This is a genomic window from Paraburkholderia aspalathi (genome assembly GCF_905220735.1).
GTDB classification, from domain to species: Bacteria; Pseudomonadota; Gammaproteobacteria; order Burkholderiales; family Burkholderiaceae; genus Paraburkholderia; species Paraburkholderia aspalathi.
In genome coordinates this window covers 1,024,018-1,037,126 of sequence record NZ_CAJNBA010000002.1, presented here as the reverse complement: position 1 = coordinate 1,037,126, position 13,109 = coordinate 1,024,018, and the positions used below count along the sequence as shown (strand labels likewise).

At 56.4% G+C, this 13,109-nt stretch carries 12 protein-coding genes; 7 read left to right on the top strand and 5 right to left on the bottom strand.

Translation table 11 applies throughout. From position 1 onward, the window contains the following. Positions 1-116 precede the first annotated feature (116 nt). From KHO30_RS15460 to KHO30_RS15445, 4 genes are all read right to left on the bottom strand, one after another. Entirely contained in the window at positions 117-1,220 is a 1,104-nt protein-coding gene (locus KHO30_RS15460) for a mandelate racemase/muconate lactonizing enzyme family protein (RefSeq protein ID WP_211701490.1), read from the bottom strand. Between the two features lie 131 nt (positions 1,221-1,351). Further along, positions 1,352-2,359 (bottom strand): LLM class oxidoreductase, encoded by a 1,008-nt coding sequence (locus KHO30_RS15455; RefSeq protein WP_211701489.1) that lies wholly within the window; start codon positions 2,357-2,359, stop codon positions 1,352-1,354. Positions 2,360-2,608: 249 nt separating this feature from the next. Continuing rightward, entirely contained in the window at positions 2,609-2,839 is a 231-nt protein-coding gene (locus KHO30_RS15450; protein ID WP_211701488.1) for a tautomerase family protein, read from the bottom strand. 66 nt (positions 2,840-2,905) lie between these two features. Further along, entirely contained in the window at positions 2,906-3,616 is a 711-nt protein-coding gene (locus tag KHO30_RS15445; RefSeq protein ID WP_211701487.1) for an SDR family NAD(P)-dependent oxidoreductase, read from the bottom strand. Between the two features lie 501 nt (positions 3,617-4,117). Between KHO30_RS15445 and KHO30_RS15440 the strand changes: the two genes are divergently transcribed. Continuing rightward, a complete protein-coding gene (locus tag KHO30_RS15440; RefSeq protein ID WP_211701486.1) occupies positions 4,118-5,110 on the top strand; it encodes a LysR family transcriptional regulator in 993 nt (330 codons plus the stop codon). A gap of 37 nt (positions 5,111-5,147) precedes the next feature. On the opposite strand, the gene KHO30_RS15435 is transcribed toward KHO30_RS15440, so the two are convergent. Next, positions 5,148-6,341, bottom strand: a complete 1,194-nt coding sequence (locus KHO30_RS15435) for a YbfB/YjiJ family MFS transporter (protein WP_211701485.1) — start codon at positions 6,339-6,341, stop codon at positions 5,148-5,150. Between the two features lie 483 nt (positions 6,342-6,824). On the opposite strand from KHO30_RS15435, the gene KHO30_RS15430 reads away from it, so the two are divergent. From KHO30_RS15430 to flgE, 6 genes are all read left to right on the top strand, one after another. Beyond that, the gene (locus KHO30_RS15430; protein ID WP_211701484.1) at positions 6,825-7,667 is read left to right on the top strand and encodes an oxidoreductase; all 843 of its coding nucleotides are present in this window, start codon (positions 6,825-6,827) and stop codon (positions 7,665-7,667) included. Between the two features lie 185 nt (positions 7,668-7,852). After that, positions 7,853-8,485, top strand: a complete 633-nt coding sequence (locus tag KHO30_RS15425; RefSeq protein ID WP_211701483.1) for a DsbA family protein — start codon at positions 7,853-7,855, stop codon at positions 8,483-8,485. Between the two features lie 115 nt (positions 8,486-8,600). Then, entirely contained in the window at positions 8,601-8,846 is a 246-nt protein-coding gene (locus KHO30_RS39745; protein ID WP_211701482.1) for a LysR family transcriptional regulator, read from the top strand. Positions 8,847-9,033: 187 nt separating this feature from the next. Continuing rightward, positions 9,034-9,945, top strand: a complete 912-nt coding sequence (locus tag KHO30_RS15415; protein WP_211701481.1) for a LysR family transcriptional regulator — start codon at positions 9,034-9,036, stop codon at positions 9,943-9,945. A 143-nt stretch (positions 9,946-10,088) separates the two neighbouring features. Continuing rightward, entirely contained in the window at positions 10,089-11,201 is a 1,113-nt protein-coding gene (locus KHO30_RS15410; RefSeq protein WP_211701480.1) for an NAD(P)H-dependent flavin oxidoreductase, read from the top strand. Positions 11,202-11,741: 540 nt separating this feature from the next. Further along, a complete protein-coding gene (gene flgE / locus KHO30_RS15405) occupies positions 11,742-12,995 on the top strand; it encodes a flagellar hook protein FlgE (RefSeq protein ID WP_211701479.1) in 1,254 nt (417 codons plus the stop codon). Positions 12,996-13,109 lie beyond the last annotated feature (114 nt).

Genomic DNA, 13,109 nt, shown 5'->3' with positions numbered 1-13,109 from the left:
GCACTGACACTCCTTGCGGGCAGCTAGGTGCCCGTCGGATGGTTGAGGCTTGCGCTTTGTCAGTCGATTGGTACGGTTGTACAGCTTCTCGACGGCGCTCACGAGTTCCTCGTTACTTACGCCAGTCGATATCGGCGAATGACGTCCGCATCGGGTTCAAGGCCCAGGCCAGGGCCCTGAGGGACAGTGATTGCACCCTGGTTGGGGATAATCGCGTCGCCGTAGAGTTGTGCCTCAAGATCGAAGTAACGCCATTCGATCAGCGCGCCGGGGCCGCCAAGTGCGGCGCTCGCATGTACGCTGGCAAGCAGGCCTGGGCCGTCATAGAAGGTGTGAACCATGACGGTGACGTTGTGGGCGTTCGCCAGCGCAAATACTTTCTTCAACTCGGTCAGGCCGCCCATCTTTGCTGGGCTCGGTTGAATGAAATCAACAGCGCGGGCTTCGAGCAGGTGCTGGAAATCCATCAAGGTCGATGCATTCTCGCCGGCGGCAACGGGAATGCCGCCTTCCTGCCTGACGCGCGCGAGCCCCGAGTAGTTTTCAGGTGGCCACACGGGCTCTTCCAGCCAGCGCAGGTTGAAGGGGCGCAGCTTGCTGGTCATGTCGAGCGCGTCGCGCACGGACCACGGGCAATTGACGTCCAGCGTGATCTCAATGTTGTCGCCCGCGGCTTCGCGAGCGGCACGTACGCAGTCGATATCGATCTCGTGCAGCTTGAGATGGCGGAAACCGCTGTTCAGCGCACGGCCGACGTTTTCCCGCACAAGTGCGGGGTCCGAGTAACGGATGAGACTTGCGTAGCAGGGCAGCGAGAGCGCGTCACTGCCGCCGAGGAGCTGATAGACCGGCTTGTTTGCTACCTTGCCCGCGATGTCCCAGAGCGCAATATCGATGGCGGAGAGCCCGTAGATAAAGGCACCGCTGCGTCCGAAGATATGAAACTTCTTCTGCATGTCGAGCATCAGCTTTTCAAGCTGCGTGACATCCCGCCCGATCAACTCTGGAGCGAGGATGGTATCGATCACCAATTTGACAGCTGGAATGGCGGTGAAGCCGAACGTTTCACCCCAACCGACCACGCCGGTATCGGTCGTAAGCTTGACGATCAGCGAGTCGACAGTTTGTAGACCCGCTCCACCCCACGCCGCCGCTTCCGACCGGCCACCCGCAGTAAAGGGAATTCGCAGTGGAATGGACTCTATGCTGAAAATCTTCATGATTTCATGTCCTCATGATTTAGTTTGATGCCCATCTATTCGATAGAGTGGTTTGAGGGGATGGCGCCCGGAGACCGTCTTTATGCCGCGTGGCGGAAACTTTCGACACTCGCTTTGTCGAGCGCTTCGCGCTATTGGCCCGAAAAAGTCGGCAGGACAATAGTGCCAAGCTCCTCAAGGACTTCCGCGTATGGGCGAGGTGTGACCTTGAGATTCAGCGCAACGTGGTTGACTCCTGCGTCTCTGGCCTGCTCAAGAAAATCGCGCAGCGCACGACTACCCATCGCGAATCCGCCTTTAATCCGCTTGAAGCGGTAGGTGGGCGTGGGATGAAGAGAAAGAAAACCGCCGAAACCGAGCGGTTTAAATGTGCCGCCACCGAACGCGTGCTGTATGAGGTCTTGCCACTCCTTGGCAAAGCCGCGTAGCTCTTCAGGATCGGGTACGAAACCGAGTAAGCCGTCCATGTTCTCTGCGATCCATGACAGAGTCTGCTGCGAGCGCCCGACTGCAATCGCCGGCGTGCGGCCGTGTGGCGGTTTCGGAAGCATGTCCAGGAAGCCCGTGGACTGGCCGAAGTGAGGCGACGTAAAGCGCGGGAATGCACGTTCGCTAACGTTCCGGTAGACACTAAATGCCTCTCTGAACCTATCGCCTCGAGCCTCGAAATCGATTCCGAAGACCGGATACTCGGAGGCGCGGTCACCGGAGGACATGCCGACTACCAACCGTCCGTCTGTCAAATGGTCTAGCGAGTTGAGCTGCTTTGCCAGCAGTAGAGGTTCGCGCATCGGTAGAACAATGCCTGCCGTGCCGAGCGTGATGCGGCGTGTGGCTGCGGCCAGATGGGTGAGATAAATGAGCGGGTCGAAGATCTGGCCAACGTCGCCGTAGGCAGGGTCATAAAATGGAATGTCGCGTGCCCACAAGGCGGCAACCCCAAGATCTTCTGCCCGCTGTGCCATCGCGATGTGGTCGCGCATGGTCGGTTGCGGAGAATCCGGATATGTTTCGAGCGGCAGGATGAGACCTACCGTCAATTCGTGCTGCCGAAACACACGTTTGTATCCTGGGTGCAAACCGAAACGAACGGCGCTAGTGGCTGAACTTTCATGGGCGAAGACGGTTGACATATCCATGATACTTCCTTGAGTCTTTGCACGAGAGTACGTAGTTTTCTGGCTGGAAGAAACGTAATCCCGGTAACAACATCTGATACATGGAGGCAAGAGTCGGACACGTCCGGTTGCTGTCCGTGCCTCGTCTTGCTCCATTGCAATGCCACAGGGAAGCGTTGGGTTGGCGTCGGCAGGCGAGTTGGCCCCCGATCACCATACGATGCTGGCCTGCCCGATAGCCAGGAGCAGGTCCGCTTGTTAACACGTCATCTACTTAAACCCGCGCAGCTTTCGATATTCATCGGTCGGAAGACCACCCCAACCCCAGTTCTCCGTCTCGACCTCTTCGATCACAACAAACGTCGCCTCGAGAGGCTTATTCAGGACGTTGAGCAGCAAGTCACTCACGCCTTTGATGATCTGAGCCTTTTCTTCGGCTGTGACTGAATCGTTGCCGGGCTTGGTCCCTTCGCGGGTGACCTGGATCGTGACGATAGGCATAGCGTCATCCTGTTTTCTAGGAATGGAAAAAGGCACCGGCTAGCGGCACCTGGGAAATCTTGCTGCTTAGTGACCAGCGCTCTGGCCGCCGTCGACGTGCAGGATTTCACCCGTAATGAACGGTGCGGAATCCAGGAACAGAATTGCGTTGGCGATATCGCTCATCTCGCCCATGTGGCCCATCGGATGGAGGCCGCCCAGCGCTGTGTGGGTTTGCGGCGCGTGCATCGGCGACTTGATGATCCCCGGCGACACGGCATTCACTCGAATGCCTTTCTTCGCGTACTCAATCGCCAGCGACTTCGTCGCGGCGTTCAGGCCGCCCTTCGTCAGGGACGCCAGTACGGAAGGCACACCGTCGATTGCATGGTCGACAAGACTAGTCGTCACGCTAACCACGTGGCCGCTCGAGCGTTTTTCCATTTCGGCGATGGCGAGTTGCGTGATGTAATAGAAACCCGCCATATTCACATTCATCACCGCGGCGTAGTCTTCGGCGGTGTATTGGGTGAAGGGCTTCGCGATGAAGATGCCCGCGTTGTTCACCAGCGTGTCAACGCGGCCAAACTTTGCGACACCTTCGGAGATAACACGTTGGGCGGTCGCCGGATCACCGATATCGCCAGCCACTGCCAAAACGTTCGTGTCGTCCGATGGCTTGATCGAACGCGCGGTTGCGACAACGCGGTAGTCCAGCTTTCGAAACGCCTTCACGATTTCGGCGCCAATGCCCTGCGACGCGCCGGTAACGACAGCAACCTTTTGTGACGTGCTCATGCTTAACCTCGAAAATTAGTTTGTTCGGCTTCAATCACCAATCGGGCTGACGGCTCCGACAGAGGCAAATGTAGGCGTATTGACCCAAGTTTCGAATACCCTCACTGGACAAACAGTCTTGCGCTTTGAGAACAAATCAAAATTCCGCTGCGAGGCTTGCAGAGACACCTTGTAGCGCGCTCGCCAGTGCGTCGGAGGCGGAAAGCGCGAGATCGGATTGTTGGCCGCTCGGGACAGGGGAGGAATTCAAACTCGCTTTACGTGGCGGTCCCAAGGGATCCGGCAGACCGGATCAACTCGATTCAAAGAGGATGAACGTGGCGGACGACGCGTGCCTCGCTGAAATGAGGCACCATTTGGTACCAGCTATGGCACGTCACCACGTTTTGAAGCTGAAATGTGCCCGTTGCCGGCAACTTACTGGTGGAGTTGATTTCTGATCAGAGGCTCACTGCCCCTCATCGTTTTCAACTATTTTCAATATGGTCGGTGGGGGCGCGCGTGGACACCTTTCGCAATATGAAGATCTTTGTCGAAGTGGTTGAGGCAAACAGCTTTACGGCGGCGGCACTTCAGATGGATACGACGACAGGCTATGTTTCTCGCTCCATATCCGAACTCGAGTCTCATCTGCGTACGCGTTTGTTGAACCGCACGACGCGTCGCATCGCGCTGACGGAGGCCGGTGAGCGCTACCTTCAACGGTGCTACCGGATCATGGCTGAGGTTGAGGAGGCGGAGGCGGAGGCGTCGGATGCCCATGCGAAGCCTGTGGGAACGCTTCGGGTTCACGCCATGTCGAGTCTGGGTCAAACCTATTTGATCCCCGCAATCGCAGCCTACCAGGAACGCTATCCAGCCGTCACCGTGGACCTGACGCTCTCTCAAAACGTCCCTGATCTGATCGAGGATGGCTACGATGTGGCGTTGCGCGTCGTGTCGGATTCGCTCCCCGATTCAGCATATATCTCGCATCAGTTGGGCAAGCTGTACGGTGTCCTGTGCGCATCGCCGGCGTATCTCGAGATTCACGGCACGCCTGAGACGGTCGAAGATCTATCGCATCACACCTGTTTGCAAGTTGCGATTCCGGTGTTCCCACCGGATCGCTGGCTGCTTGAAAGCGCAAACGGGCGGCGTGAATTCAGGCTGCCGGAAGGTCGGTTCAAGGTGAATGTGCCCGACGCAATGGCCGCTGCCGTGCAGGAAGGCATGGGAATCGGCGCGTTACCTACCTTCGCTATCAGGTCTCCGTTTCGCTCAGGTGCGCTTGTGCGAGTTTTGCCGGAATATCATCTTCAAACGCTGAACGTCTTCGCCGTCTATGCGTCAAGGCATTACCTCGACGCCAAGATCAAGACGTGGATCGAATTCTTGCGTGAATGGATGAGCGCGGTCTTGAGTACCCACGATGAAGCGATTAGAGGGGTACCGGAAACGGAGGACCAGACGGCGGGCGCGTATGACGCCTCCGACGGACTGGACTTGAAGTAAAGTTCTAGTCATTTTTCCGATAGGGCCGACGGCTTGATCATGCGCGTCGGCGGTCACGATTCACGTTTTGTGTGGATTGGACGAAGCATGCCAACGCTGCGATAACCAGCGCCGCGCCCGCGACCATGAGAGGCTGATTGAAAGACTGCGTGTGGGCAAAAAGCTGATTTGCCACCAACGGGCCAAGAATTTGTCCGGTACCAAAGGCCGTGGTCAGAGTACCCATAAGATTGAATCTGACGTGATGCGCGACTCGTTTGGCCGCTGACATCAGAATGGTCACCGTTCCCATAAAGGTACCTCCCACGAGAACCGCGCTGCCGAGGAATGCCAGCGCGGTCGGATCTACCACAGGAAGGACCACACCGACCGCTTGCACGATAAGGTTTATCGACATGGCCACGCGCGTTCCCAGCTTGTTATGGAGCCAATGCCAGAGGAAACACGACGGGGCAGCTCCCAAGCCAAATACTGCCCAGACATGAACCGGATCGGTGTGCGGAAGAGCGCTCCTGACGAGAAGGGGAAGATAGGTCGCGGTCACGATATAACCGAAGCCAGCGAGTCCATAAATGAGGATCAAGATCCAGGGGCCGATGGTGGATCGTGATGTCGCAGTCGATCCAGCGCTTGCGCAATGTTCTTCGGCGTGAATGCGCGTCTTGCCAGTCACTTTCGACCACGCAACCGAGCAGAGAATCGCCGCGGCGACCGCAAGAAGTACCCAGAGCCCCGTGCTGCTCAAACCCGTGGTTCCACCAAGCGCGATCAACTCGGCCGAAACAACAATGCCCAGTCCGACACCTGCATACAGGACAGGAGCGCCATGATGGTAGCCCACCACATGGAATAACCAGATGGAAGCAGCAACCATGGAAACAGCGCTCATCGCACCTGCGACAAATCTGTCGGCAACGACAAATCCGGTACCAAGGTGGAGAGAGAGCAGGAGGAGGCACGTCAGCGTTCCGAGCATCGACAACTGACAAAGACGTGCGGAATGTCGATGGTCGACACGACTGGCAATCAATGCGCCAATCAGATAGCCAGCATAGTTTGCAGAGGCGGCAAAAGAGCCGCCTGCAACGCTTATAACGGCCTCCTTCACCATCAGTGGATACATGCCAGTGAATGAAAATCGGCCGAAGCCCATTCCTACAGCAAGGATCAGTGCGCCAGCGATTGTCTCCAGAATCGGTGCACTTTCGCTCTGTATCAATGTCTTGTCCATTTTGGTACTCCAATTACCAGTTGCATCGTCCGCCCTGCGTCGATGAACGAGCTTCTCTCGCCTGTATGCGCACTCGTCCAAGCGGGGATAGTCATATAGGAGTGGAAATAGAGCAATGCGCGTTGGGTCAACACTCTCTTTACCGGAGACGATGCCGTTATGTAGACACCAGATTGTTTTCTGGCAACGTTGCCGGTAGTAAGTTTGATGGTCCTTAGTGTGCCTTGTTACCTGCCGACCTAGCCGGCGGCGTGCCGCGCAGGATTGTAGAGATTCTTTCCCCACTGGAAAAAGATCGTTGACCGATGTCCAGCACCAATATTTTCCATTGTGCAAGTAGAGTACGAACATCGCGGCTGGAGCATGAACTTCTATCCTGGAGCGTGACCGGTCGATGTGAGCTTGCGAGCCTGCTTCCCTAGCCTGTTCATAGTGTGCGCGGCTGGGGTGCGCCCAGTTCGACTATTCCGGGAGCCCAGTACCATGAGCAAAGCCGCCGAGCGGGTATTCCTGATCACCGGTGTCAGTTCCGGCTTCGGCCGAGCGTTTGCAGTGGAGGCATTAGCTGCTGGAAGTACGGTGATAGGTACGGTCAGAAGTGAGTCAGCGAAGGCGGAATTCGAGAGCTTACACACGCATCATGCTCACGGAGCAATACTCGATGTAACGGAATTCGAGACCATCGATGAAATCATTAGGAAAGAGACGGAGCGTGTCGGACCGGTCGACGTCCTCGTGAACAACGCGGGATACGGTTACGAGGGAACTCTCGAAGAGTCGCCGCTTGATGATCTGCTGCGGCAGTTCAATGTCAACGTGTTTGGTGCTGTGGCTATGATCAAGGCGGTCCTTCCGTCAATGCGGGTGCGACGCACGGGTCACATCATCAATATCACGTCGATGGCGGGGCTGGTGACGTTTCCCGGTATCACCTATTACTGCGGCAGTAAGCACGCACTCGAGGGCATCTCGGAAGCGTTAGAGAAAGAGGTCCGCGGCTTTGGGATCAAGGTAACGGCCGTCGCGCCTGGCGCATTTCGAACGGATTGGGCCGGCCGGTCGATGGTGCGCTCTGAGCGCTCTATCAGTGACTACAACTCGGTGTTCGATCCGATCCGCCGGGCACGCAGGGCGAAAGACGGAAGACAGCCCGGCGATCCTGCGAAGGCGGCGCAGGTTCTGTTGAATATCGTCGACCAAGAGAATCCGCCCGTTCATCTTGTCCTGGGTGATGACGCGTTAGCCATCGTTCGGAAAAGGTTGACCGCTCTTAACGATGAAATCGACAGGTGGGAAACCACATCGAAATCGACTGGATTCACTTGATGTATCACTGCGAGGTCGTCGCGACGACCTGCATTGTCGCCAGATTGGTCAGGCTGGGGGATTGTGCCGCCACACCGGCTCAGCGTTAATTACGCGGTGTAAAAACTGAATTGATGCACGCTGCGTTTGCGATGTCTCGGCGACGTCTTATAGTCCGTACACGACTTGTACGAACTGGAAAAACGATGAAATTGATATTTGTGGGTGATCCAATGTGCTCTTGGTGCTACGGCTTCGGCAAGGAGATGAGCTCAGTTATCGAGAGCGCGCCCGAGATCGAAGTTCGGATCGTGCTTGGAGGGATGGGCGCAGGCTCAACGCAGGTTCTGGACGATGCAGGAAAGCGGTTTCGTCTGACGCACTGGGCACGCGTCGAGCAGGCGAGCGGTGTAGAGTTTAACCGCGACGCACTGCTCGCACGGGAAAATTTCGTATACGACACTGAGCCGATCTGCCGCGCGGTAGTGACCGCGCGCGTGATGGATCCTGCGGTGAACTTGTTGAGTGTCTTCCGTGCTTTCCAGCGAGCGTTCTATGTTGACGGACTCGACACGACCGATGGCAGGGTATTGGCGGAAGTCGGTGCCGCGGCGCTGCGCTCTGCCGGGTTTGACACCAATGCAGAGGCTTTCTTCTCACGCTGGACCTCGTCAGAAGTCATCGAGGCGACTCGCGCCGATTTCGCGCTGACTCGGAATTTGGGTGTCGCGAGCTTCCCGACGCTGTTGGTTGAGTCGAACGGAAGGATTGGGCGTATCGGCTCGGGTTTCATGCCTGCGGCACAGGTCAAGCAGACTCTCGCGCGTTTGGCTGCCTGAACAAAGAAGGCTCGCCGCTGTTAAGTGCATCATCTGGGAATGGTGGCATCACGTTCGCCCAGGATGAACGTTCCTGTCAGACGTATCCTTGATCGAGAATCTGACTGGGAGCGACATGGATTCTTCATCGCTAAAAATATTTAGTGCTGTTGCGACGGAACAAAGCGTCAATCGGGCAGCGCGGAGTCTGGCACGCGTACAGTCGAACGTTTCTACGCGAGATCGGCAGCTTGAGGAGGAGTTGCAGGTCCAGCTCTTTTCGGGGAGTGGTAAGCAGATGACGCTGACTCCCCGCAGACGAAGAATACTGAGTACGCGCAACATCTGCTGTCATTTGCCGAAGAAGCGCGCTCCGCAATGAATCTGCAAAATAGGACAGGATGGCTGCGCGTCGGGGTCACAGCAAGTACTGCAGCCGCGCGCCTCCCGGCGTTTCTGCAGGGAGCTGCAGAAATTTTTTCCGGGCCGGCAATTGGCCTTGATTCTTGTGAGCGGCCACGATTCATTGCCGTGCCACGCGCGCCGTCAATCTATGTCTTTGAGAGGCTATGCAGCGTCAATTTGAGGATCTTCTTCTGGGCAGTATCGAACTTTTCTGCCTCGCGGCTGAATTGGAGAGCTTCACTGTCGCGGCCAATGCTGCTGGCGTAACTCCTGCGGCAGTCAGCCGGTCAGTTGCGCGGCTTGAAAAGCGCCTCGGTGCGCAATTGTTTGTCCGTACAACCCGGCAAATCCGCTTGACGGATCTGGGAAGGAGATACTTCGAACAGTGTCGGTCAGCACTGAGTCAGTTGGCCGACGCGGAGCGTGAAGCGACCGGCCAGCAGACTACGCCGGCCGGTGTCCTCAGACTTAGCATGCCAACGCCGTATGGTCACTATCGCGTCCTGCCCCTCATATCGGAGTTCCGCGCCCGATATCCCGAGGTGACATTGGAAATGCACCTGAGTAATCGCAACATCGACTTTGCAGATGAAGGCTTCGACTTGGCGATCAGGGGACGAGCTCCACGCGATTCGGGCCTGATTGCGCGAAAACTTGAGGACTCGGAGTTGGTCGTCGTGGCGTCACCCGCGTATCTGATAGCTGCTGGAAAGCTTGAGACACCTGACGATTTGTTAAACCACGAATGCGTTCAGTTCGAACTGCCTAGCACTGGCCGCAATATTCCCTGGCAATTTAATCAGGACGGGGACACCATTGAAATCACCACGCGCGGCGGATACGGATCGTCAGGCGATGCGCTCGGGGGCGTGACATTGGCGCGCCACGGTGCTGGAATATTCCAGACCTATAGGTTCATTGTCCAACAGGACCTCGCTGACGGAACGCTCAGTGAAGTGCTGACTCCATATGGCGGATGCTCGCGACCGTTTATCTTGCTGTATCCCCATGGCCGACATCTTTCGTCCCGCGTGCGAAGCTTTGTGGACTTTTTGATGGAGAAGTTGGGTGAATAGGCAGTCCGCCAGACGTCGACTGCCTTCCAGATAGGCTCGAGTTAGCACCGCCGATCTTCGACTAGCGTTGTCATGGCATCTCTGCCCCAATGCAGGTGAAGCTGCCGGCATGTGTAGTTAATTGCATTTGAAGAGGACGAAACATGCCTAATCGGATTGATGATCACGCGTTGTTGCGCTTGATTGGTATCGAGGTTCCAATCATTCTCGCGCCGATGGCCGGCGTGAGTACTCCTGCGCTGGCCGCAGCAGTATCTAACGCAGGTGGCCTGGGTTCATTGGGTGTCGGCGCCATGAACTCGGAAGGCGCCCGCAAGGTGATTAGGGAAACACGCGCATTGACGGCTAGGCCGTTTAACATCAACGTCTTCTGTCATGACCCTGCGACGGCTGACCGAATGGTTGAGCAGCGCTGGCTAGACTGGCTTTCTCCGGAGTTCGAAAAATTTGGTACGCTGCCGCCTGCCTTGCTATCGGAGATCTATATCAGTTTCCTTGCGGACCCGGCGATGCTCGAGGTTTTACTCGAGGAGAAACCGGCGGTGGTCAGTTTCCACTTCGGGTTGCCGTCGTCTGCCACTATCGATGCTCTAAAAAAGGCGGGGATTAAGCTCATGGCCTCTGCGACAAACCTTAAGGAGGCTGCAGAGGTTGCGGCGGCAGGCGTCGACGCCATTGTTGCGCAAGGCATTGAGGCCGGCGGTCATCGAGGCGTCTTTGATCCGGGGGCGCCGGATGATCAGTTAGGTACGTTTGCGCTTACCCGGCTGCTGGCTGAAGAATTCCAGTTGCCGGTGATCGCGGCCGGCGGGATCATGGACGGCGCAGGCGTCGCAGCGGCGCTGGCGCTCGGCGCTCAGGCCGCGCAGCTCGGAACGGCTTTTGTTGCGTGCCCCGAAACATCGATCGACGAAGGGTATCGCCGCGCAATTCTCAGTGAATCTGCTCGACACACGACCCTCACGGCGGCAATCTCCGGCCGGCTTGCGAGAAGTATTAGCAACCGTTTCACCGACCTCGGCAACGACCCGCGATCGCCTCAACCACCCGCGTATCCTATTGCCTATGATGCAGGGAAAGCCCTGCATGCCGCAGCCAAAGCGAAGGGCGAATTCGGTTACGGCGCGCAATGGGCTGGTCAGGTAGCGGCGCTCGCAAGGTTCTTGCCGGCAGCGGAACTTTTCTCTCAACTGGTGAGCGAGTTGAATGAAAGTATCCGGCAATTGCAGCGCTTTGCAGGTCAGCAGTTAACGTGATCGTCGCCGGTGTGGCCGCCGGTGGACATCGGTTTTCGGCGCACTAACGCTGTGCGCCGAATTCTGCCAGATTCACCGTGTGACAAGGTCACTGTGCATAGAATCGATCTTATTTCCTCGTAGCACTCCTTGCTTCGCGCCACTTGCAACTATTCTTCTGGCTGTGGTGAGTGAGACGACACATGTCAGTGCAATACGCCCGCGACCATCTTCTTGGTACTGCCCAAAACAACAGATCTTCACCGAGCGTCTGCTGGGCGACGGCGCGATGGCCATCTCCGCTAAGTGATCGTATGCGTCTAAAACCATGCGGCTTGACCGTTGAAATCGGTTCGATAGCTCGTATTCCGCTTTCGTTCGTCCTGACTCACTTTGACGACAAAACTTCCTCAGTGTTTGGAAAGTAAAGATCAAATGGCCGACGACGCGCGCCTGTAGAATCGCGCCACATGTTCCGAAAGCATACCTAAATTAGCCGTGAAAATCGGGACAATTGCTTCATTGACCTATACGAATAGCCAACTGAGCGCGAGGATTGACATGGGATATCAAACTGGGTTGAGTGGTTTGCAGGCGGCGTCAAATGACCTCGACGTGATCGGCAACAACATCGCGAATTCGAATACCGTTGGATTCAAAGAGGGCCGAGCGGAGTTCGCGGATCTGTATGCCAATTCCATATATGGTGTCTCCAACAATCAGATTGGCATTGGCGTGACGATGGCGACGGTCCAGCAGGACTTCTCGAGTGGAAGCCTCACTGCGACGAGCCAGCCTCTGGACATGGCGATCGATGGTAACGGTTTCTTTCAGATTTTGAATCACGGCTCGCTAGCTTATTCTCGCGACGGAGAGTTCCATACGTCAAATACCAACGTCATCGTCAACGCGGAGAATCAACCGTTGATGGGATATCTAGCCGATGCGAACGGTGTCATCGATACGTCAAAGACGGCTCCGCTCTCGCTTGGCGGCGTTGCTAACGTGCCGCCGCAGCCCACGGCGAACGCTCAGGTGTCGTTTAATCTGAGCCCGACCGACACGGCTCCCACTGTGACCCCATTCGATCCGACAAAGCCTCTAAGCTATAACACCACGACCGGGGTTACCGTTTACGATTCCCAAGGCCAAGAACACACCGCGAATATCTACCTCGTTAAGGATGCCGCAGCCGGCCAATGGGACGCGTACATCGGCATGTCCGATGCGGCAACGCCTGTCGGTACGGGGGCTGGAAGCAGCTTTACCATGCTTGGTACGGTCAATTTCAATTCATCAGGAACTCTCACAGGCGCCAGCAGCTTCTCGTTCAATATGTTGCCCAGCGACGGTAGCGTTTCGCCGCAAGTCATTAATGTGGACCTTGGTGGAACTACGCAGTACGGAACGCAGTATGGAACGCCGGACACGCCGACGAATGCCACTGCAGATGGGTGTGCTGCTGGAACGCTCAAGCAATTTTCTGTGGGAGCGGATGGCAAGATTAGCGGCATTTATTCGAACGGCGTTGTGCAGACGGTGGCTCAGGTTGCACTGGCTTCATTCAAAAATCCGAATGGGCTTGTTGATCTCGGTAATAACTTGTATGAACAGACTCAGGATTCTGGTCAGGCACAGATTGACGCGCCTGGCACGACCGATCACGGCACGCTGTTAGGAAGCACCCTTGAGCAGTCCAATGTGGAGCTGACGACCCAACTCGTCGATCTCATTACCGCCCAACGGAACTATCAAGCCAACGCCCAAACAATTAAGACTCAACAGACGGTCGATCAGGCAATCATTAACATTTAAGGACGCTGTTTGCGTGCGAGGCAACGAGAAGAGCCGATTTGGTAGAGGGCGTTCTATCCGGTAAACCGGAAATTCGGGTCGATTCTATTTGCATTTAGCATCTTACCAGGTCTT